The organism is Metabacillus sp. KJ11-3, from assembly GCF_055808295.1.
Genome location: NZ_CM147865.1, coordinates 5,006,296 through 5,030,388, shown reverse-complemented (window position 1 = coordinate 5,030,388; position 24,093 = coordinate 5,006,296). Strand labels below are relative to the sequence as shown.

At 36.1% G+C, this 24,093-nt stretch carries 17 protein-coding genes; 10 read left to right on the top strand and 7 right to left on the bottom strand.

The genetic code is table 11. From position 1 onward, the window contains the following. Positions 1 to 61 precede the first annotated feature (61 nt). The gene (locus tag AC0L8O_RS24795) at positions 62 to 2,092 is read right to left on the bottom strand and encodes a glycosyl hydrolase family 18 protein (RefSeq protein WP_473445951.1); all 2,031 of its coding nucleotides are present in this window, start codon (positions 2,090 to 2,092) and stop codon (positions 62 to 64) included. Between the two features lie 155 nt (positions 2,093 to 2,247). Beyond that, entirely contained in the window at positions 2,248 to 3,144 is an 897-nt protein-coding gene (locus AC0L8O_RS24790; protein ID WP_473445950.1) for an LCP family protein, read from the bottom strand. A gap of 297 nt (positions 3,145 to 3,441) precedes the next feature. On the opposite strand from AC0L8O_RS24790, the gene AC0L8O_RS24785 reads away from it, so the two are divergent. Both AC0L8O_RS24785 and AC0L8O_RS24780 read left to right on the top strand, forming a co-directional pair. After that, positions 3,442 to 3,933 carry a hypothetical protein gene (locus tag AC0L8O_RS24785; protein WP_473445949.1) on the top strand — a complete coding sequence of 164 codons (492 nt, stop codon included), beginning with the start codon at positions 3,442 to 3,444 and terminating at the stop codon, positions 3,931 to 3,933. Between the two features lie 14 nt (positions 3,934 to 3,947). Beyond that, the gene (locus AC0L8O_RS24780; RefSeq protein WP_473445948.1) at positions 3,948 to 4,850 is read left to right on the top strand and encodes a L,D-transpeptidase family protein; all 903 of its coding nucleotides are present in this window, start codon (positions 3,948 to 3,950) and stop codon (positions 4,848 to 4,850) included. Between the two features lie 40 nt (positions 4,851 to 4,890). Here the strand turns inward: AC0L8O_RS24780 and AC0L8O_RS24775 are convergent, their stop codons facing one another. From AC0L8O_RS24775 to AC0L8O_RS24765, 3 genes are all read right to left on the bottom strand, one after another. Then, on the bottom strand, positions 4,891 to 6,672 hold the full coding sequence (locus tag AC0L8O_RS24775) for a hypothetical protein (RefSeq protein ID WP_473445947.1): 1,782 nt from the start codon (positions 6,670 to 6,672) through the stop codon (positions 4,891 to 4,893). A gap of 116 nt (positions 6,673 to 6,788) precedes the next feature. Next, a complete protein-coding gene (locus AC0L8O_RS24770; RefSeq protein WP_473449137.1) occupies positions 6,789 to 7,268 on the bottom strand; it encodes a hypothetical protein in 480 nt (159 codons plus the stop codon). Between the two features lie 249 nt (positions 7,269 to 7,517). Next, positions 7,518 to 8,006: a hypothetical protein gene (locus tag AC0L8O_RS24765; RefSeq protein WP_473445946.1), complete on the bottom strand. Its 489-nt coding sequence runs from the start codon at positions 8,004 to 8,006 to the stop codon at positions 7,518 to 7,520. Positions 8,007 to 8,326: 320 nt separating this feature from the next. Between AC0L8O_RS24765 and AC0L8O_RS24760 the strand changes: the two genes are divergently transcribed. From AC0L8O_RS24760 to AC0L8O_RS24735, 6 genes are all read left to right on the top strand, one after another. Further along, positions 8,327 to 9,607 (top strand): L,D-transpeptidase family protein, encoded by a 1,281-nt coding sequence (locus AC0L8O_RS24760; protein WP_473449135.1) that lies wholly within the window; start codon positions 8,327 to 8,329, stop codon positions 9,605 to 9,607. Positions 9,608 to 9,806: 199 nt separating this feature from the next. Next, on the top strand, positions 9,807 to 10,349 hold the full coding sequence (locus AC0L8O_RS24755; protein WP_473445945.1) for a hypothetical protein: 543 nt from the start codon (positions 9,807 to 9,809) through the stop codon (positions 10,347 to 10,349). Positions 10,350 to 10,357: 8 nt separating this feature from the next. After that, entirely contained in the window at positions 10,358 to 10,684 is a 327-nt protein-coding gene (locus tag AC0L8O_RS24750) for a hypothetical protein (protein WP_473445944.1), read from the top strand. A 57-nt stretch (positions 10,685 to 10,741) separates the two neighbouring features. Further along, positions 10,742 to 12,508, top strand: coding sequence for a hypothetical protein (locus tag AC0L8O_RS24745; protein WP_473445943.1), 1,767 nt, complete (start codon positions 10,742 to 10,744; stop codon positions 12,506 to 12,508). Between the two features lie 58 nt (positions 12,509 to 12,566). Then, positions 12,567 to 13,436 (top strand): hypothetical protein, encoded by an 870-nt coding sequence (locus tag AC0L8O_RS24740; protein WP_473445942.1) that lies wholly within the window; start codon positions 12,567 to 12,569, stop codon positions 13,434 to 13,436. Between the two features lie 17 nt (positions 13,437 to 13,453). Then, on the top strand, positions 13,454 to 14,299 hold the full coding sequence (locus AC0L8O_RS24735; RefSeq protein WP_473445941.1) for an O-antigen ligase family protein: 846 nt from the start codon (positions 13,454 to 13,456) through the stop codon (positions 14,297 to 14,299). Positions 14,300 to 14,340: 41 nt separating this feature from the next. On the opposite strand, the gene AC0L8O_RS24730 is transcribed toward AC0L8O_RS24735, so the two are convergent. Then, entirely contained in the window at positions 14,341 to 17,820 is a 3,480-nt protein-coding gene (locus AC0L8O_RS24730) for a S8 family peptidase (RefSeq protein ID WP_473449132.1), read from the bottom strand. Between the two features lie 560 nt (positions 17,821 to 18,380). On the opposite strand from AC0L8O_RS24730, the gene AC0L8O_RS24725 reads away from it, so the two are divergent. Further along, positions 18,381 to 19,040 (top strand): hypothetical protein, encoded by a 660-nt coding sequence (locus AC0L8O_RS24725; protein ID WP_473445940.1) that lies wholly within the window; start codon positions 18,381 to 18,383, stop codon positions 19,038 to 19,040. Between the two features lie 12 nt (positions 19,041 to 19,052). Beyond that, entirely contained in the window at positions 19,053 to 20,294 is a 1,242-nt protein-coding gene (locus AC0L8O_RS24720; protein WP_473445939.1) for an efflux RND transporter periplasmic adaptor subunit, read from the top strand. 76 nt (positions 20,295 to 20,370) lie between these two features. Here AC0L8O_RS24720 and AC0L8O_RS24715 read toward each other — a convergent pair whose 3' ends face one another. Beyond that, entirely contained in the window at positions 20,371 to 23,850 is a 3,480-nt protein-coding gene (locus AC0L8O_RS24715; RefSeq protein ID WP_473445938.1) for a hypothetical protein, read from the bottom strand. Positions 23,851 to 24,093 lie beyond the last annotated feature (243 nt).

Below are 24,093 nucleotides of genomic sequence, written 5' to 3'. Positions count from 1 at the left end.
ACAAGTGTATGATGAACATAAAAGCCTCCTAACGGGAGGCTTTTATGTCTATAAGGCCATATTAATGTCGAATAAATGTTAGCTTGGCTCGATCATTAAGAATATAATATCCTCCACCTACATAAAATCGATCACCATCAATTCTGTAAACACGTATGAGTTCATTTTGCTGAATCATCCGATGGACCTTTCCAGTTGGATTAAATAACGGGAAGTTTGTTTTCGGCCTAATAAACCCTTCATAGTAGGAAACATTTTTTGTAGGCTTTACAAAGTACCCTCCGCCTACATCGTATTTCTGTTGATTGAATGTGTACACCCGTAGTGCTTCCCCTTTTTTAAGGTATCGATGAAATGATCCATCAGGCTTATATAGGATTTCTTTATCCTTGATTAAGAGACGGCCAATATGTAAGCTCATTTCATTTGTTTCCTTAATATAATAGCCGCCTCCTACATCATAGCGATTTCCTAAAACACCATAAACATTTATAACTTCTCCTTTTTTCAACATCTTGTAAGTTATAAATGAACCATTCGGTTGTCTTTTAACCAATGGAGTATCCTTCTTTAACGTGAGACGCCCAACAATTTGCCCATGATTTGTTGGTATCTCTGTATTTGGAATTTGTATTGTGGTATTTTCCTGATTAGGCGTTAGGTACAATAACTGCCCGATATAAATGCTATCCGTAGTTAATGAGTTAAATTGCTTTAATTGATCTACAGTAATTCCATTACTCTTTGCTATTCCAGATAAGGTATCTCCACCTCTTACAATATACGTTCTCTCAGAGCTTGAAGTTGTGTCTTCACTCCCAGTTGAATATTCACCATTAGGAGTCACGTCGGAATGAGTAAGCATCCACGTTTTATAATTTTCCCAAATAGAAGGGTCTTCTTGTCCTAAACTCCAGCTTCCAGTCCCTTTTAGGTTATATTTATGCACCAAGTCCACTTTGGCTTTTATTGAACGTGCATCCTCAAACCATACATAATAGGTACCTTCTGTCAATGTCCTTCCCGCAATCGTTGTTTTTGGATCAGCTGCTTTAACTTCAAAGGTTAACTTAGGAGATTGTTTTTGTTCATCAAAGATAACAGATGACTTATATTTGTCCATTAATTCATTTACGCGTATGTTGGATATGCCATAACCTCCATAAGATTCACCTTTTTTCCAATATCGACCGTAGAATGGCACACCAAGTACAATTTTTTCAGGTGGAACTCCCTCTCCTAGGGCATATTTAATGGAGCCCTCGGCAAAATCAAGACTTGCTACCGGTCCTTCTGGGCTTCCTTGAAAGCTCTCGTCATAGCCCATAATCATTAGATAGCTTGAATACTTAGCAAGTTCTTTATAATTATAGGATCCGTGCCACCCTTTATTCCACCCGTAAGGATTTGCTGCCACTGCAACAGATACTTCCTTATTTGCAGGAATCTTCTCTCTTAACAATCGTACTAAATCTGTGTAGTTGGATTGATCGGCATCTGTTACATTCTCTATATCCACTTGAACACCGTCAAGATCGTATTGAGAAATCGCATTAGCTATTTGTGTAGCAAGCTGCTCTCTATTTGCTAAAGCAGCTCTTCCTATATTCCGATCCCAATGATTACTTAAGAATGGAACAACTTTGATACCTCGATTATGCATCTCAGTTACTAGTGTTGAGTTCACTTGGGATGTTAGCTTCAAGCTCCCATCTGCTTGAATATCAAAAAAACTAGGAGAAACAAGATTAAGGTTTCCATTAGTACGATCAATCTGTTTAATATAACTGCTTGTATTACCAAAATATAAGTATGTCATATTAAAATCCGCTTCATGGGCTGATACCTCTACTTCTCCTTTAGCAAAGGTAAAGCTGGATACCAATAATAAACCTGAAACAACTTTTATTGTGGCATTTTTTATGTTCGGGTATCTTGTCTGAACATATTTTTTAGCACTTTCCTGAAGATCCTTCCTCTTCCCCTCATGGCCAAGTTCAGCCGCAAACTCAGTAGCGAAGGGATGTAAATAGAGGATGATGGTGCATTCATTTTCTGATTGTAAAACCTTATGCCGCTCAAATAGCTCCATATTGACACTCCTTAGGACTACTCATATTTCCTAGTTTGCACAACATGATTGTGAATTATTTTATGATTGTCCATATTCATTGCTAATTTAGATAATACAAAAAGTGCTCAGATCTTTAAAAATCTGAGCACTTTTTTCTTCTGCTATTTTTTTATTTATTCCTGTTCAGAGTCGCTTGTTACAACTGATGAAGGACCATTTAAAAATTCATCAAGAGCTGCTTTATTTTCTTCCATATCAATCTCTAACACAGACCCAGCATGGGAATAGCTTTCGTTTGTGTATGAACCTTCAACCGGAATAGTCATTGTCTCAATATCCTCTGGTGTGTTGACAATAAAGTCTTTTAAAAGACCTAGAACCTCAGAACCACCCACATTTGTTTCAATATATGGTTGGACTGTTCCGACTAATTTAGGAAGCTTTGTTACACCATTCACACTAATTAACTCATCTTTTAACGCATTAATGACTTCCTGTTGACGTTCTACTCGTCCAAAATCACCTTTTGCATCCGCACGGTATCGTGCATATCCAAGCAGTTCTGCACCATCAAGCATTTGCACACCTGGCTCTAAACTTACTCCAATATTTTTAGACATGCTCTGCTGTACATCAATTTCAATTCCATTAGGAGCTAAAGTATCAACAACCTGTTGGAATCCTTTAAAGTCAACAAGTGCATAATAATGAAGATCAACCCCTAAGTTTTTCTCCAATGTTTTCCTTAACAATTCAGGACCACCCAGGAAATAGGCTGTGTTGATTTTATAATTTTTATAATCTGGTATCTCAACATACGTGTCCCTCATAACGGAAACCAACTTTGCTTTCCCTTTTTTTGGATCATATTGAGCAATCATGATCGTATCTGTACGCGATTTCTCTTCCCCTCTGGAATCAACCCCAAGTAACAGAACATTAATTTTTCCTAGTTCCCCTACTTCAGCACCGGCAAAATCAGATGCTGCACTTTTATCAAAGCCTTCTCCCGCTGCCTGCAGACCTGTGTAATATTGATAAAATATATAACCACCAAAACCAATTATCAAAAGTAAGAGAAGAAAAATCCTCTTGCAATCTTTTTCTTTTTCTTCTTTTTATGTCGAACTTGTCTTTTATTCATCATTTATCCTCTTTCATTATTAGATAGTAGATTACTAATTAGTAATTGTATCATTTTTTTCTCATTTTTAAAGTTAAATTTCAGGGTCATTTGACAAATTTAAACAAATAAATCACTCTTGTATTCTTTCATCATTCATTATATTTTGTCTATAGGCCTAATTTTAACAATTTTGTCGAATAACTATTATTGTGTAAAAACATAAAAGAGGAGGTAACATTTCTTGAAAAAAAGTTTAATTCTTTTGCTATCTTTTGTGGTTTGCTTGTCCATCGTACCACAAATTTCTCTCGCAACTAGTCAATTAAATGGATTTGAACAATTAAAAGAGATTAGTAACACAAACCAGGTCATCATCGTTAATAACAGTAGGGGAATAGGAGCTGCCGTAACAACATATGAAAGGACCAACGGCAAATGGAAGATAGCACTTCCTAAAATGGCAGCAGTCGTCGGCAAAAATGGTATTACAAGTAAACAAAAAGAAGGAGATGGTATAACACCTGCTGGAGTATATACACTAGGGACAGCATTTGGCTGGACAAAAAAACCAAATGGTACTATGCTTCCATACCGCTTAACAACGGCAAATGACTATTGGGTTGATGACTCATCTTCTGCTGACTATAACAAATGGGTAACCTATAGCGGAAATCCTAACACACGTTGGAATTCCTATGAAAAATTAAAAAACCCCTTTACAAGTATGCAGTAACCATCGATTATAACGTGAACCCTATTGTCAAAGGAAAAGGAAGTGCCATTTTCTTACACGTTTGGAGAAGCTCAACAAGCCCTACCGCTGGATGTGTGGCCCTTTCAGAACAGAATGTTGCAAAGCTGCTTACTTGGCTTGATCCTGCAAAAAAACCAATTATTGTTATAGGAAAGACGAATCAAATAAATTCTCTTTTAAATGGATATGCTGAAAAAACAGCCAGTCAATTAGTTGCAGACGCTCAAGTAAAAGCTAATAAATTAAGAGGTAAATATGATGCAGCATCCATTGCTGACATAACGATTACTCCTCAATTCAGTAAAGAATATTCCGCAGCGAAAAATGCTGTTTTAAGTGCCCAAGAAAAAATCAACTTCCTTACGGGTCCTAAAAAACAAGAATTACAGCAGGATTTGGAAGCTGCAAAAACTCACCAAATGAGAGCAGCACGTTTCATTGATTCTGTGAAATTTGGACAAACTGAAGTAACAACTTCCAAAGATAAAGTATATAAGTTTGTGCAAAATGATACTTTTACGCCAGAACTGGTCGAATCCTATCATGTATTATCAGCAAAGATAAAGAAGGAAGAGCAGTTAATAGGGAAGATTTATGGTAGTGAAACACGTAAATACATGGCTGATGCACTAGTAAAGCAAGCCAAAATTGTTCGTGAAACCGTCATTTATGAGATATCAATCTATGAATTACTAAGAGAAATAAACAACCTAATAGCTCAAAATAACCATACCAAAGCAAAAGTGGAATTAGAAAAACTCGATCGTTTAAAGAACCGGGCCATTGAAATTAAGAAAACAGGAAATCAATTACACCCAGGAAAATACCCTAATTTACCAGGAATGAAAGCATATTTAGATGATTACGAGTTGGAAACAAGAAGTAAATTAAATTAACTATTAAGAGGGCAGCCTATGCAGGCTGCCCTTCATTTTGTTAGATAGAATACTTCCAAAGCCGGGCACCATCATGGAAATAAATTGTACCGTCAGTATCCTGAATTACTTGTTTTACATCTTTCTTAGTGCGTAAAAACACAAGTTTTTTGTTATTAGGATTTAGTTTAAACATTGTTCCTTCCACTACTCCATATAAATATCCATCTTTTCCAATAAGTAACGATCCATTTGGTGAATGTCCAGAAACATCTTTTACGATTTTTTCACTAAAAACAACACCCTTCGATGGATCGTATGCATAAAGAATTTCATCAGCCAATCCCCACACGATTCCATTATTGGCAACGGTTATCGCAGAGTAGAAACGAATGTTTGTAAAAGGCATTTTCAACATGACAGGATTAGCATTCGAGTTGTTTGCAGGAACGGTAAACAGCACAGCATTTGTTTTAGACGGATCTACATTTGGCTTACCGAAAATGGATGTTCCTCCGTACACAACCTTCTGATGTTTTGAATAGGCAAGAGATACAATACTCTGATTTGGAATCAGTTTATTCTTTACAACAGTTTTATTATTACTTACGTCCAAGATTGCCAAAGCACCTCCAGCATATCCTGAGCGAGGAGTTGTTCCGATATAGAGCTTATTTGTACTTGGAATATTGATAACAGCAGTTGGTCGATCTTGTCCATAGCCTTGCAAATTCAACAGCTCTGTTTTTTGATTCGTTTGTGGCTGATATTCGATAATTTTTGCCTGCGGATAGACTCCCAAGTACATTTTCCCATTAATTGGAGCAGAGTCTTCCACCTGGCCGGTTGTGCCTCTCGTAGTTGTTTCATTTGCATCTGAAGAATACACAGCTAAGCTTCCGTTTAAAAATCCACTGCTATAAATATTTCCACTATTATCTGCACCAATATGATGCAGTTCTATCGGTTGTGCAGGAAGCGTCATCAAGTCATGCTGAAACACATCATTTTTGAAGCTATACGTGAAATAACGTTCGTTGTTCCCAAGCTTTCCAGCTAATGTATAGCCGTTGCTCCCCTCATTTATAAGGCTAAATGATGTAACCGTACTCGGTACTTTCCCTTTGACAACTTCTTTACTTTCCTTTGTTGTTACATCAAAGGAATAGATTGATTTTCCATTTCCATAGTAGACAACATTCCCATGCTTTTCTGAAACACCAAACGAAGTCGCAGGGAATTCTCCTAAATATTTTTTTGAATTAACATCAAAATAAAGAATTTTTGCACTTGGGTTAACCTTTACTAACAATAAATTATCTACTACTTCCAAAGATTGAATCGATTTTTCACCTTTATACTTGCTTGGCAAAATCGATTGCTTCTTTTTCGTTTTCAACTCAAAAGCAATAAGATCAACAGGTGAGCCTATCCCTGCAAACAGTGTATTATTTGAAGCATATGCGACACTCTTGGCATCCTTTTTCCCTGAAACAATTGTCCCATAATCATAGAATCCTTTTCCTTCTTCGTATTTAAAGGCTTTCCCTTCATTTGAAGTTACACCATAAACTGCTTTCGTTGAAGCAGAATAATCAAGATCCCAAATAACTGTATTATTCATGGACGTTGCTTTGCCGAGCTTTGTCAATTTCTTTGTATTTACATCATATTTATAAAGCAGCTCATTTGGTGTTGTTCCGATATAGTACGTACCTCGGGAACCTTGTTCAATTGACCACCCAGTCGTTGTATCAGCTAGTTCTTTAATATCTACTAGATCCTTTGTATTAAGATTTGTGACAGTTAAAGTACCAGGCATTCCTTGCAGGACTGAAAGCATTAGAGGCTCACCGTTACTGCTTGTACCAAACGTGGCAGTTGAAACATTGATATTTGTTAATTGTGGACCTAAATTTTGAACAAGATTTCCTTTTCTTACTCTTTTTTCTGTGTTTGTTAGATAGGCTGAAACCCTTGATGGAAGCTGCGCATAGCCGCCAGCCTTTTTGATTTCAACTGCTCTTTTTTTAGGCGGTCAAGTTTCCTTAAATCACTATTTCCTTTAGAGGTGTTACCATCAAAAAAAGATCGCTCAATGGATTCTAACAATCTTAATTGGGAAATTTCATAAATCACCCGCTCTTTGGTTATCTTTGAAGGGTTAACATATTTATTTAAAAGCTTTGAACGATTCGAGTTTCCTGATACCTTACCAATCGCTCTCTCCATTTTCCCAATTGTGTTTGTAAAGTCATTATAAAGCACATCGACTTTTTCTATATCTCCTACATTAATCGCTTCTACGACAAGTTGATTTTGCTGTACTAGTTGCTTCCCTACATTTTCAGCATTCTTATACGCAGCGTTTGCTGCTGAAACCGGTACTGAAAATGCGAGAACCGGAACTAGAAGTATAGAAGCTAAAACGATTCTCATTCCTCGCAAGTTGTAAACCTCCTATTATCATAAGTTATGACCAAACAGACTGAGACTATCCCTGTAAGAAGCGCTAAAATTTGACGCAACCTTCTATTTTTGTATGAATTCTAAAATAATTACTAAGCTCCTTGTTAATATATATTTTTTTGTGCCCCCTCAGAGAATAGGTATATTGTACCATGAATATCCTAAAATTCCCCTCTAAATAAAACAAAGCCCCCACAATTTATATTGTGGGGGCATACATTAATTCAAAACAGTAATACTTTTTAAGATCTTCTGATCATTTTCATCAATATAATAATCTATATTCACTTTACTACCTTCCTTAATTGAATCAAAATCAACATCTGATTCAAGAGTTTGGAAGATCACCGTTTCTTGGTCTGCTGTCTCGATTTCAATGCTGTGTGTGTCTGCTTGTCCTATGTAGATAGCTTCTGATTCTTTCATGATCTCTTGTTCTTCTCCAACATTAGGTTCTTCTGTATTTTCTTCCGTTGTTCCTTCTTCTGTTGACCCTTCAGTTGTTTCTTCTTCTACAGGCTCCTCAGATACCTCTTCTGCATTCTCTTGTTGTTCTTCTGTTTCCGTAACTTCTTCATTATTATCTGTTGTTTCTTTTTCTTCAACTGCGTTTTCTTCCATTGGTTCGTTTGTATTTTGCGATACATCAGTTCCACATCCTGCAAGGAAAATGGAGGTTAATAAAAATAAAGCAGCTAGCATTCTCATTATATATCACCTCAATGTCGTATTAGCATTATGATAACAACAATGTCGAATTTGGTCAAAATGACAATTTTTTAAAAACATACAAATATTATGTATATCTATGTCGATATAAAAGTATATCCTGACAAATCTATGTAAATATTTAGTTAATCCGCTCCACTATTTTACATTATTTTCAATGTTCTTTAACTATAATTATTTATAAGGTTCATAACTTAATAGGTGGTGTTTATTTTGAAACGAGTGGGCATATTTTTTATTTTATTCATTAGTTTTTTTACTTTTTTCAACAACCTGCGGAAGCTTCAGGTGATCAATTAATTATTATTAACAAGAGCACCAATAAACTGGCTTTTTTTGATGACGGAAAGCTTAACAAGGTTTTTAATGTTGCAACAGGTAGACGTGACTCCTATACTCCAGAGGGGAAGTTTAAGATCGTAAACAAAATCAAAAACCGTCCTTACTACAAGGAAAATATCCCGGGCGGCGATCCCAGAAACCCGCTTGGTGACAGATGGCTTGGACTAGATGCTAGAGGTACATATGGTACAACATATGCAATCCATGGTAACAGCAATGAAGGCTCAATAGGGAAGTATGTCAGCTCAGGCTGTGTGAGAATGCATAACAATGAAGTTAGATGGCTTTTTGATCGGTTAAACCTTTATACAACAGTCATTATTACAGATTCAGGAGCTTCCTTTGAGAAACTAGCTGTTGACCATGGGTATCTCGATCAAAACCTTTTAAATAAGCAACTTGCAGAAAAAGCAGGGAGTAAGTTACTCAACGAGTTATCAGCTTATAACTCTGCAATAAATTCAGGATCCATTTCAAAGATTAATAGTTTATATGATCGTCTAACATCCCAGCTTAAAGCAACAGAACTGGCAATTGGAAAGGTTAGTGGAAAAAGCAATCGAGAAATGCTTGAAGCAAAATACATCCGGCCTTCCAAAATTGCCATTGAACGTACGATTTATGAGGTATCACAATATCGATTACTGAATGACGTGGGGGTACTCATTTCTAAAAATAAAATGAGTACAGCCGAAGATCAATTGTCGAAGCTGGAAAGACTGAAAAAGCGTTCAATCGCTATTAAAAAGGCAGGAAATTATAAAGCATTACCTGCAAACGTTGATCGATCACTTCTAGCCTTAAAGGCGACAAATCAAGGGAATATTTTGAACATAACACTAGCTCAGTTTAATCAAACAATCTCAGCTGGAAAAATTGGAACCATTAATAGCCAATATGATTCCTTCACAAAAAAATTGCGAGCAACGGAAATAGCAATTGGTCAGGTGTACGGCAGCACCAATCGTAACAAGCTCGGCGATAAGTATATTACACCTTCAAAGGTGGCAGTTGAACGAGTTATTTATGAAGTCTCTATCTATCGTCTATTAAACGAGATTTATTGGTTACTCGATGATAACAAATTAAATCAGGCAAGAAGTGAATTTTCAACGCTTGACCGACTAAAACGAAGAGCCATCGAAATTAAGAAGGATGGTGGCTATCAATCTGTTCCTGACTCGATTTCAAAAAGTTTATCATCGTTTGAGAATAGATTAAGAACACAAGTAAAATAAGGATAAAAGCTACTCACCTATCGTGTGAGCAGCTTTTTTCGTGCTTAATACCCCAGAATAGCGTATTTTCACACCATTAAACCTTATTTTAAAAATGTCCTTTAAAAAGAATGAAATCACATTCATAATCTACTAAATATTTCCGGATCCCCACCGATATATATATAGTAAAAAAGTCCGTGAAAGGTTGTTCGTCACCATGTCAAAACTACTACCCCTTCTAGTATTATTCATGACTGTCATTTGTTTTGGAGTATGGTTTACTGTTTTTCTGGTTTTTTCTGAAAACAAAAAGGAAACTACAGTTGAGAAAGTTGAGGAAGAAATCTTTGGTATTGTTGAAGATGAAGCCTTAATTGCTGATACATCAAAATTGGAAACACAACCAGAAGCAAACGAAACAGAGTTGGTTGAACAAGAACCATTAAAAGAGCCTGCAACTGAACAACTGTCACCGGAAAAAGCAAACGTAACAAAGCCCTCTGAACCAACAAAAAAACCTACCGCAGACCCGCCAAAAACATATCGTTTATACGAGACGTTTTTCCCTGATTTTTATGAGTGGTTTGACCAGGTATCTGGTACAGATGTGATGCCTCCTGTCTATGAGGACTATGAGCTTGACCAGTATTATATCCAGTTTGTTGAGCAGCATTTTCCTGATGTTCAAAATAAGTTATTTTCTTTTAATCGCTATTTTCAGTATTTTGGCAAGAGCTTCCTACAAACGGGACAAGTGTAGAGCCTGACATGTATGAACTGAAGGAAAAGGCTGACGTACTAACAGATATTACACTAAGCGGTGTAAGTGAGCCGCATACGTCTTGGCTAACAAATGAGCTCGGGGAAGCTTATAAAAACTATCTGAATATAGCAGAAAGATATATGTACCATGTCAGAATCACTATTGATGACGGAGTGTTTGAACCTGTTCATACATATGAATACACCGCGTTTTTCCGGGAGGATTTAACTGAGCAATCAAAAATTATTCAACAATTACTAGGCGAATCTAAAAGAAAACTGGAAGAAGAAAAAGAACGAATAGATAGTGGACAAGTCACTTTCGAGTACTAATGTGTAAAAAGTCCAGTAAATGGATTTTTCTATATAAAATATATTTGGGGGAATTTGATGTTTTCAAAAAAAGCAATACTTACGTTTATTTGTGCCTTGATTTTCATCTTTATAGGCACCAACCAATCGTTTGCTGCATCAACCACAGCAAACGTAAAAAAACAAGGTAACTTACTTCAAGACAGGCTTACAACATTTAACAAGGTCATTAATAGTGGTGATATCCAACATATTGATCGTCTGTACGATGACCTGTCGAAACAAATTAAAACAACTGAAGCTGCCATCGGAAAAGTATCCGGCAAGAAAAACCGCGATGCATTACTAGCGAAATATGTGGTAAACGCAAAGATTGCTAGAGAACGCGTGATTTATGAAGTTTCTCAATATCGCTTACTTCAAAAGATAGATAATCAGCTTTCACAGCAGCAAGTCAATCAAGCAAAAAGTAATATAGCAAAGCTTTCACGCTTAAAGAAGCGTGCAGTTGAAATAAAGAAATCAGGTGGCTACCAAGCTGTTCCTGCAGCGATAGCTTCTACGTTAAAAAAATGGGAAGGTAACCTTTCCTCTCAAATTAAAAAAGACCCCGAAGGAATAACAGAACTATGGAAGTTACAATTTAAGGGAGAGCCTTTGTTTGATAAAACAAATGTACAGGCTGACGGATCCCTTCAATATGGAAATTACAACATTATCAATGAAGTCTACCACGCAGACATTATGTCACTAGATGAAAGTGGAAAAAAACAGTATTCCTGGAATATTACCGAGGAACAGGTCGATCGTGGTGGCACAGATAAAGATCCAAAGGTTCTCACGATCAAGTATTCAGAAGGCATCCTACGTTCATATTCAATGGATGGTGACCTAGAATGGACCTATTCCCTAAAGCAACCGATCGATAAATTCGAACATTATTATGATGTTGATCAAAATGGAACAATTTATTTTTATCTTGACGATGAAATTCAAGCTATTTCATCTAAAGGAAAGCTTCTTTTTTCCATTCCTAAGCCAACAGCTGAATATGATGTAGAATATGCGAATGATGGATCCGTTTATGTATTGGATATTCAAACAGATCGTTGGAAAGAAAGCTCCTTTATTAAATATACAAACACAGGAAAGGAAGCATGGCGACAAAGCCTCTCAATTGACAGGGATGATATTAATACCATTTTCCACTATGACATTGTTAAGGTCGAAAATAATGCTTATGTTTACATCGGCTATGATACAGATGAGTACTTTAATTCTTTAAGAGTCCTTTATTCCTTTGATTCTTCCGGAGATATAAACTGGTCAATCGATTCAATAGGCTACGTATATGAAAATGGAATAAAAGAATACAACAATGGGACTCTTGTTCTATCAGGTGCTAAATTTTATGTAATCGACTCATCTGGTCATATTAAAAAGGAGTCAGAGATCATTGCAAAAAATCCATATGGATATAACTCTGATGAGATTTATGAAAATTACTTTCTATCAAATGGAAAGCTAATTTTTAATACAACGAAATTTTTAGCAGCCTTGAATCCAAACGGTGCTTATAGCTGGAAAACAGATATTGCCGATTCCCAATGGTACAGTAGCATGAAGCTTATAGACGATATTATTGTGTTAACGTATCAACAGGAAAACCAGGCACATATTTACTCAAATGCTGGTAAAAAACTCGGAATGTATTCCTTTGAAGCTAATGGAACTGCTCAATTATCAGGTAGCAATACACGTACAAATTCATTATACTTCGTACAAACAAGCTATAATGAAGAAAAAGACGAGAGTCATACAATATTACGTGCTTTAAACTATTAAAATGAGTCAGAAACAGCCTGCTAAAGGCTGTTTCTGTCTTTTATACTAGGTGATGGTTATGAAAACTTTGGTTTATCTCCTATTTATAATCGGTTTGATCGGGTTTAGTGGATTATATAATCCAGCCTATATTTATCTCTATACGATTTTCCTATTTCCTATCACGGGGTTTCTTTTATTATTCAAACTTAAGAAAAAGGTCAACGTCAATGTACCGATATGGATACTACCTCTTCCCTTTTTGTCGGTAATACCTCTTTTATCCCAAGTTGAATCTGTACAAGGAACGCTCGATGAATACCTTGTTTGGTGTGCACTTTTTGCGTTTGGCATACTATTGCTACAAATAAATGAGAGAGCTGTTCAACTTCCTCTACTTCTTTTGGCTATCAACTGGACGACAATAGCTGGGACATATCTAGTACTATTAGGGATTATTTCCATCCCTCAGTTTATATTGTCTTTATCAAAGGAAGTGTCAGGACTTGGTGAACGACTTGGAGGCTTTTTGCAGTACCCTAATGCGTTTGCCTCCATACTTGGAGCGATGATTCTTTTTCACCTTGTTCTAGCTGTGAGAGAGTCCAAGAAAAGTTGTGCTTTTTTACATAAGCTACTTCCCTTTTTTGCTTGGCCACTTTTTTTATTAACCGAATCACGGGGTGCTTGGTTAATGTTTATCATCGTTTGGTTTTTCACGTTTTATGCGATTTCGAAAAAAACACATATTCGTTATTTGATCATTTCCGGACTCATTTTTGTATGTGGAACTATTGTTTATACATCAATAATTCTTAACGGAACCTCGACTATTAATTGGATATCACTTGTTGTTGGAATTGGCTTCGGTGTACTTTTATGGTGGGTGGAAAGAAAAAAATTTCGACAAGGACCAAGGATCCTCGCAGCATTCACCTTGTTCCCCTGACTTTATTAGTAGGATTTATGTTCTTATTCAGTGACCTGTATTGGAAAGGTGCCTTTTATCACTTATTGCCAAACTCCTTACAGCAGCGGTTGTTGTTCAATTTTGATACGTTTTCTGAGCGGGTTTTATATTGGAAGGATGCTTTATTACACTGGGATGAGTTTTCCCTTACGGGTTTAGGTGGAAAGGCATGGCAGATTCTCATGTACCGAATCCAAACTTCTCCGTACTTAACAAGCGAGGTTCACAACGGCTACCTTGATATTTGGATTGAGATGGGCTTAATTGGGTTGTTTTTTGTTTTATTTCTTATTATTAAGGTAAGCGTTCAGTTATTCAAAGAAAGAACTGCATCATTTCCGGCATTTCTATTTCTACTTTTTCATGGATTTATAGAATTTACATTTTCCTATCCAATCATTCTGTTTTATCTACTTATACTTAGTCTTTGTCGGGAAGAAAAAATCAAACAACCTGCGTCCAATCAACCTATTCTACTAATCTTAGCATTCATCGTTCTGACAAGTGGTAGCTGGTTTTCCATTACGTTTGCAAGGGCTGAAAACGCCTACCAACAAGTGCAATCAGCTGTAACAAAGGAAGAAGCTGCGGCTGCTGTTCAAGATGCTTATAAACTAAATCCGCGGCAAACTCAGTATGTGCGATTCGCAGTTGAATATCAGCTGCTTTCTCCCGAAGAGCAAACCATTTGGCTGAACAACGCCATTGAATATGAACCGAACCATTCCTGGCTTTTATATCATGCAGCAAAAGCTGCTGAAGAAAACGGTGAGGTAGATAGAGCTAAAATCCTTTATCAACGATCAATGGAGACGAATCGGTTTGAAAACAGGAGTAAATAAATGAATGTTAAAACCCCCTCTGTGACAGAGGGGGTTTACACTTATTGAAGTGTTAAATTGTACGGTGAAATACTTGCCGTTCCATTTTTGTCTTCTACTTTAAAGTAGTATGTTCCCTTTTTCAAATTCACGTAAAATTCTTCAGAATCTCCTAGACCATATACATCTTTTTTAAGCAATTGTTTTCCTTTTGCTTCATAAAGACTGACCACTCCGTCTAAATCAGAAGGAACATCTAGCTTTACTTTGTATTTCTTTGCTTTATCTTTAATAACAAGCTTAAAGTAATCAACATCACCTTTTTGGTTTGAAGCATTCATATAGCCTGATCCAGTCAGCTTTCCTTTTTTATCTGATTTTAAGGAAATAGATTTGCTTGGCACATTGTTTTTAATCACAGATCCTTTGTCTTCATCCACTTTATTACCAGATGCGAAGGTAAACGTATAATTTTGTAAGGAAGCAGTGCCGTAATAATCAAATAACACAACAAAATAACCTTTTCCTTTTGATGCGTTAAATGATCCTCGTTCTTCATCACCAGAAAGTCCAATATCGGTGATGATTACCTTCCCTTCTTCCTCCACATCAAGTTCCTTATCACCGTCTGTATCTTCAATAAGTAACACTGCCGGATCTAATTCTCTTTTTAATTCCTTTGGTACTTTACTGTCGTATTTAGTTTTTACCGGCTGAATTTGATATCCGTAAATGCCGCTCTTTGTTGGTTTGTAATAGAGTATATCCATGTCCTGCTCCGTAGAGAAGTTACCTGTTAGTGTACCTTCTTTTAGCTCTGTCGCATCAGAGTATACATCATTTGATTCCTGAGAATCCAACGGTGCACCTGTAACAAATTTAGCTGTGAAAGAATATTCGTTTAGGTTTGGACGATACATTGGGTCTGCTACCTTAATATAGTATGTTTGATCTGTTTTTAAGCCAACATACATTTTTTCCCGTACTGACTCCCCAACCATATCAAAGTATAGATTTGAAGCGATCATACTGAAATCGCCTGTTTCAGCATTTTGCTGATATACTTCAATTCCTGATTGAACACCTTTATTGGAAAGTTCATATACCCCTGTTTTATCAAGCTGAACAGAATACCAGTCCTCGTCACCGCTATATTGGAAGAAGCCTTTTGCTTCCTCGTTAACCGTATAAGGCATCGCAATCTCAGGAACTAGTGAGTAGTAATCTTCCTCTTCACCCAATAAAGCCAGTAAATCTTCTAAAATACCATTTCGAATATTTTCTTTCGTTTTAACAGCTTGTTCCACATATTCCTCTGTTACTTCATCTGAGTAATCATATGAAGCTTCAGGGAACTGATCTTCATCAGCAGTTAATACTGTTTTATCTACAGTGACTTTATAAGGAATGGTTGATGAAAAGCTCCTATTCAAGTCTAACTCTTGTCCCATATCCATCCACATAAACATTTCTGATAAAGGATTGTTTGTTACTTCAATAACAAAGGTTTCACCAGGGGAGCCGTTGAAGGATATGGTTTCACCCTGACCATAGCTCTTACTATTAACAGAGTCGTATTGTACTCTTTCTTCAAAAACTTCGCCATCCATTTCGTATTTTTCTATCATATAAAGATTGATCGTTTCGTCAATACCAGGAACTCCTGTTGAACTTACCTGATAGGTTTCTGTGCTTTCACTACCAGCAGGCACTGTGAAGGTGAAGAAATCACTGTCACCGAACGTAAGATCATCAATTGGCTCCTCTTCCTCAACTGGTGCTTCTTCGTTTGAATCGGGAGAAGCTGCTTCAGTAAAGTATAAATCATTTGAACGGTAAGGGAACTGAGTAATAGTTTGCATATTTTCTTCAGTTAAACCATCATCTTGTAGCTCAGCCACTTTCGAAGCTGTTAACGTGTACGTTTGCTTAGCAGATTCAACATATTTTTTCAAAGCATCACTTACGCCAATTACAACTGTTCCAGCCTGAGGTGCTTTATATAGGGAAGCTTCCTCACCACCAACGGTTACATCATTAACCGTTATATGTTCTGTAGCAGCTTCTGTTTCTCCCTCAGGGAAGAAATAAAGATCATACTTATAGTCATAGGATTTTCTAGAAGGAAGTAAATTTAACTGAACATATTCATTCTCACTAACAGAAAATTGATACCAATCTGTTTGGTACAGCTTTGTAATTGCTCCCTTTTGAACAGAATTCTCTGTTACTTCTATTTTCTTTGCCTTCTCAATCAATTGGTTTTCTTTAAGCTTTTCAACAGCTGGTAGTTTTTTAGCATCATATTTTAATGCATTAACAGGATTAACTAAACCAAAGCCATAAGTCGTATCATAACCTTTGCTACCTAAATCTGTTGCTGTTTTGTTTAAGATATATTGAACCTGCCGTGGTGTTAGCTTCGGATTTTTCGATAAAAGCAGTGAAACTGTTCCCGCAACTACCGGAGAAGCCATTGAAGTACCGTCAAGCTTCGCAAAAGAAGAGCCTCGCTCAGCCTCATAGGTTGAACTATAAATATCTTCTCCTGGTGCCACAACATCTACAGATGGACCATATGTTGAGAATTCAGCTAACTTGTTCTCTTTATTGGTCGCACCAACACTAATCACTCCATTAAATGAAGCAGGATATTCCAGCATTTCAGAACCGCTGTTACCTGCTGCTGCAACAACTGTAATGTTTGCCTCTATCGCTTTGTCAATCGCTTCTTTGATGATTGGAGAAGCAAAAGTAGAACCTAGACTCAAGTTAATCACTTGAACCTTTTGTTTAATAGCTTCTAAGATTCCTTCAGCCACTGTGTAGTCACTTGAGAAGAAGGAGCGATTAAACACATCAATTGATACAATTTGCACATTTGGGTTAATCCCATATCCGCCCACTTCATTGTTTTTCTCAGCAGCGATAATTCCGGCTACATGTGTACCATGTAAATCAGCAGCACCCTTTTTCAATGGATCCATAACATTGTAGTTATACACAATTTTGTTTTTTAATTCAGGATGATTAGGGTCGATACCTGTATCAACAACCGCCACCTTCACTTTATTTTTACCTGCTAGCTTTGCTGCATCATCAATTTTTAAATTATCCAGGTGATACATAGACGATCTCTTTTGATCTGGTACACCAAGCTTTGTAACCTTAGCACTTTTTGTAACGGATAATACATCATCGCGCTTCATATACTCAGCTGCGACCTTTTCAAGATTTTTCTTATTTGTCACCTGAACAACATCATATTGAAGGTCACTAACCTTATTTACTAATGTTGTCCCCATTTTTTTATGAGTACTGGTCGAAATCCCCTTCTTATACTTAATAACTAGGAGATTATCATAAAAAACATCTTCCTTCTCTTTTGATGTTGGGAGGGATTGTAAGTTGCTTGAGCTCTTAAATCCTAACCTATTTAATGTTTCCGCATAACTTTTTTGTCCTTGCTCAGGCTCACTCGTTGCATAACTTACTTGGCTTTGACCGAGGGAGGAGAAAATCAAAGCAGCACTAAAAGCCATGATTCCTGCCTTCTTAAAAATCTTCATTCGACAACCTACTTTCATATTTTTTACATACTCTTTGATAATACGATATTATTCCTTTTTTTCCTCTATTTCCATAAAAATTTTAAAATTTTGTATCTTTTGGCAGAAAGTAAACATATAGCCTCGATGATAGATAGGTTTTTAATCCTATTTAAACCAACTACATTAGTCTTTAAGTCTCATGATTCCAACTGTTAGCAGATATAGATTTTTTCTACTACGGACATAAACTTTTTAAGTTATGGGTATAATATATATGTGTGTTTTTTACCTTTCGAGTGCAGATTTTGCACTCTTTTTTGACATTATAAATTTTTACCCTATCCAAAACATGGATTTCCGCATGAATATTATATTGAAATTTCAAACCCTTAAAATATTTTTTATTTTTTGTAACCAAAACCACTATTACTCTTTCAAACATCTTCTTTTTATCTATAAAAATTCATTTTGCTATCCTCCCACTATTTTACATTCATCAAAAGTAGGTTAGAATAAAGCCTAGACTAATAATAAAATAGAGAGGTACACACATGATCTACCAAACACAACTATTTAAAGGCCTAACCAAACCACGAATAAGCCTCTATCAATTACAAAAAGCTGAAGCTGTGAAAAAGGTATTCCTTAAGATCCTACTTCTATATCTCGCATGCTTAATTATTTTTGCAATCAGTACATATTTCGGCATTGGAACAGAGACGTATTCAGAAAATATTAGTGATTCAAGTGGAAAATATGAAGCAGGTAAATTGCTGTTATTAGCTGGAAAGCTTATTGGCAGCTTACTTTATCCAACACTTTTTATTTGGTTTACTGCGTTATTTTTTTGGATTGCTTTGGATATACCATATCTCAAAGCAGTGATCGTACAAACGTTTGCATTGACTGTTCTATTAAGTGGACAACTCCTTACAATTCCCGTTCTTGTTTTACTTGATTTAAATCACGTGAGCAATCCATTCTCATTTGGGGTGATAAGCCAATATGTGATGGATCATGAATATTGGACGAATTTTTTCGGGGCGATTACAGTGTTTCATTTTGTCGCGATATGGGTGCAATACTATTATTTTCGTTTTCTTAGTGAGAAAAATAGATTTTACACCCTATCTATTGTTATATTGTTTTATTTCATTGTTTGGCTGTTAGAAGGATTACTAGCTTTTCTTAAAATTTCGGTACTTTATTAAGGAGGTGTTTAGATGAAAAAATGGTTCGTGACAGTACTCGGGATTGTTTTTGTTGGATTCCTTTGTTTAAACGGTTATTTAATTTTTAAGGATGAAAGCAAGGTCGATCGTACGATATATGTTAAAGAATGGACGCGTGTGCAAGAGGATGATATTGTGGAAACGATTGAAGCCGACGGTATGATAGTACCGAGGGAAAATCAAGATATTTATCTGCCGTTAGAACAGATTGATTTTCAACAGTTTCTAGTAAAAGAAGGCGATGAAGTTGTTGCAGGAACTCCTTTATTTGTCTACTCATCACCGGAAATAGATCATTTAAAAGAAACAATGGAGCTTGAAATTCAACAGTTAGAAGGAGAAATAGAAGGTGTTGATGACTATATTAGCTCTTTAATAGCCTATCAATCTTCTGTTTTATATTCTGACTCTGAAATGGAGATTGACTCAGACTTGGAAGATGGGTTAAATATCGATGTGAACACATCATCTGATATGATCGTGAGTTTAATTGAACAAGAGATTTACCGAAACGAGTTGGAAAAACAAAAGTTGGAAGCAGAAATTTCAAAGTATCAAGCTCAATTGAGTAATATTAATGAACAAGATCAATCAGCGAAACTAGTAAGTGGAATTGATGGCACTGTTGTCAAAGTGAACAAAAAACTGGAAAACCCTCTTGTGACAATCGCTTCTAACGAGTTAGCCATAGAAGGCCTTTTTACAGAAAAACAATTATCCAAGGCGGAGGCCGGAATGGAGCTTGTTGCAGAGGCATCTGGTCAAAAGCTGGAAGGCACATTGGATAAAATCCACGCATATCCTGTTAAGGACCCTGCAATCGGCCAGAAGAACGCTTATACATTTACAGCAGGTATCCTGGAACAGCCGGAAGTACTACCAATCGGCACAGAAGCAGTTGTAACTGTTGTCACCGCACAAGCAAACGGTGTCCCTACACTTAAAGATAAAGCCATTCATGATGGGAAAAAGTCGTTTGTTTATCAATTAAATAAAAATGGACTGATTACTAAGAATACGGTTGAAACCGGTTTGAGCTTTGAAGGTGTTCGGGAAATAGTTGATGGAGTAGAAAATGGCGATGTTATTGCAATAGATTCTGGAATCCCACTGCATAATAAGACTAATTTTGTAACAGAGATGAAGCCCGGTAAAGTAACCAAATCATCATTAAAAGATCTAGTAAAACAAGATATGTTAAGATTTTTCTTGACTGGTTTGATTGAGAGATAATGACTCATCACTTTGCTAATCAAGCACATAATAAAAATGCTCTATAGATCAATCTATAGAGCATTTTTACGTTTTATTAATTGATGTTTTGAGCTGTTATCACAATATTACTTGTTGCTTTATTTCCATAAACATCTTCAATTAGTACTTCATTAGTATTAATTGTTAAAGTATCAACAAATGTACCATCAAACTCTCCACCATCACCCTCGGTATCGTCACCAAATTGGACAATAAATATTTGATTATCATCTGTCGTTACGTTCACTCCATAAGTTCCAAACTCTTCCGTCATACCTTCCAAAGCATCTTTTACTTCCAATGCAGAATCATCGCTTAATTTTTCACTAAAGTTTACATGCAACTCTCCGTTATTTAATTCACCTGGAGTGACATAATTTAGTTCATTTATTTCAGGAGGTGTTAAGTCATTAGGAATACGTGAAGCATTCGCTTCCTCTATTGCATCATTAATTGCCTGTGTTTCGCTTAAGATAGACTCTGGAGTAAAAGAACCACCTTCTAAAAATCCTCTTGCATCTTCAAGTGCAGCTTGTAGCAAATCAAGTGATTCCTGTGTGAAATTACCTGGCTCTGTTCCCACTGTTGCACTGTCCACAATTTGTTGACCTTCAGATATGGAGTCTGATAATACTGCAACCAATTGATCTAATTCATTTTCATTTTCATAAGGTACTCGATTGATATATGCTTGCTCAATAGCAAGTGAAAGATTTTCAGATACCTGCATTATTTCCTCTTCAGTGGCATCTGTATTTTCACGTAATGTTAAAGCAGTATTTAAAGCTGTCTGTAAACCAGTAAAGGATTCTTCTGTATAGTCCCCTGGAAGAGTTCCTATAGTACCGTTATTCAATATATCCTGCGCATCATTTATTAAATATTGTAGTTGTTCAGTTGGATCTATCTCATTTTCAAATGGAGCGTCTTCTAATAGGTCGTTGATCGGTGTTACATTAATATCTTGACCATCATTTGAAACAACCAGCTTAAATACTTTCCAATATCTCTCATTATTTTCACTAGACGGAACACTAAATTCCTGTTCAGCAACCAGAGCATTTCCTTTAAATATTTTTACCTTGGCACCAGATTCAGCCAGCGGAGTCTCACCTGAGAAATTATGAACATAAAATAAGTATTCACCATCCACAAGCTTACGAATAGTTGTTGTTTCCGGTCCGTATGAATTTGTATCATCCCAATCTAAGTCTGCATAAGTCGTTCCAGCTAGAACAAACTCTTTATCAGAATACCAAGTATGATATTGTTCCTCACCATTTGATAGGGTAGCAACTAAATGTGAATCTAAATCTGAAGGATTTTCTCCCCATTCAAGCATTATTTTCAATTCATTTGTTGCAGCAGCTCTTATTGCTGTTTCATTTTGATCAACATTAAATGTATCAGTTGGTGCTGTTCCCATCATATATGAAGTAACATATCCTTGCTTAGAAAACTCTCCTGTGTAATTGCCTGATGGTAGATTAACAGAATAATAACCAAATTTATCAGTTGTCACTTCAGCAACTACTTCACCTTCTGTCGTGCCTGTGCCCTCTCTAAATTTAATCGTCATTCCTTCAATACCAACATTCGCAATGTCAGTAATTCTCCCACTAAAACCAGTGCCAATTTCAACCGTAGAGCTAATCTCTTGTCCAGTAACCTTAGTAGAACTTTCTGAAGGTTTAACTTTAATAACCAATTCCTTATCAAGGTTTTCTGTTAATGGAACAGGAGTAAATGTAAAACGATTTCTATTTGAATTATACTCTAAATTTTGCAATTCATATGGCTGCCCATCTAATGTAGCTGTTACTTCAAAATCAGCTAAAGATAGTCCGGCTATATACTCATCATATTCTACACTAATGCTTGATTGATCAGCATGTACATTAGTCATCAAAACAGAATCTATATCAGAGTAGCTATCAGTTACCTCATCTTCTCCAACTCGAACAGAAGTTCCATTATCTAAAACTAGATTTTGCGGTCTTTGTGAAATAGTAGAACCATCAGCATTTATTCGAGCTGTATCGATTCTTCCAGCCCCCAGCACACTAGCTGCAGCATTTAGAATTAATGTGCGAATGTCTGTTTGTTGATCTAAATTTATACGAACATTCATAGCTCTAGAATTAATCGTTTCAAATGAGCCAATCAATTCTACACTTAAATCTTCTGTAGCTGATTGAACACTTTCACCAACTGTAATATTGGTGAATCCATCTGCATTATTATCTAGGTTTTCTTCTTCAATCTTCACATATGATTCCAGTTGAACTTCATATACTTGTGTCGAGCCACTAGCAACGATACGGATTGCTCCATTATTTTTATTCACAATTACAGTGGCTAAAACTGAATCAGTGAAATGGATACTGTTGCTTCCGCCACCTTTAACTGTAGTAGTACCTTCAACAGTAACTCCTTGAAGTGTTACGTCTCCTTCCCCTACTTCCTCAGCAATTAACAAGTTCCCTTTAATAATCATGTTTTTTAGAGTCACGTTTTGGCTTTTTACAACTAAATCTCCTTCAACTACAAGAGGATCTCCAGTTTCTTGTCCATATGTACCTTCGGCTGTGATTGTTGATGGAATCTCTGTACCTGGAGTAGCAGGTGTTTCTGTGTCACCACCAGTACCTGGATTTGCAGGCGTTTCTGTGTCACCTCCAGTGCCTGGTGTTGTCGGTGTTTCACTTCCTGTATCAGGGTTTACTGGCGGTTCTTCTGGTACTTTTTTTATAATTTCATCCTTAGAATGAACTAAACTGGACTCAATTTGAGGTAGACTTGGGTATTTACCAGGGTGTAGTTTATTTCCCGCTTCTTTTATATCTACTGATCTTTTTTCCAGACGTTCTAACACAGCAAGTTGTTCTTCAACTTCACTAAATTTATCATTACTTACAAGTACTTCAATTTCTTTTAATAAGTTATAACGAGATACCTCATATATAATGGTTTCTCTTACAATTTTTGCAGGCGTTATAACTAACTCATTTGCAATTTTCCGGTTATCACTGCCATACATTTTCCCAATAGCTCTCTCTGTTTTTCTTATTTCAGCAGATAGCTTGTTATATTTATTGACAGTCTCATCATTCATCATTTGTTTTTCAATATCTTTCTTTAATTCTGCTTGTAATTCTTCTAAACTACCTCTTAATTTTGTTAAGTCTATAACTCTAGCAACACGTAATCTAATTTCTTCAGCTGACTTTAACTTTGCTTCTAACTTATTTTTATTAGATACCTGAGATGACGAAAGAATAGATTGGGCCTTTTGAATTGATTCTTTTGCTTGATTGTATTTTGTCATATTTTCTTTAGACAAAGCAAAATCATTATCTTGAGATATAACATAGAGAGATTTTAGAGAATTCGCTAATTTAAATGCACTATTAACTGCTTCCTCCACATTTGCTTGTGAAGCAGCCTGAGCAGGTGTTACCGCAACTACGGCACTAGCAGCCATCATTAAGGATGTCGTTTGTACTATACGCTTCTTTTTCTTATTATTTTTCAAGATTCTCTACCTCTTCCAATTTATTTAATAGCAAAAATATTCTAGTACAAATTACACAAAATGTAAACTTCGGAATTTTTATGAAAATTTTATATCAATATTTTAATATACTTAATTCATTGGGAAATATCTATTTAAAGAACTTTTTTATAGGTAATTTATTATCTCAACATATCATTTGTTCCAAAAAAGAAAATATTACCAATAAAACTAAATACCTACTTGGTATGAGTCCAAATTACC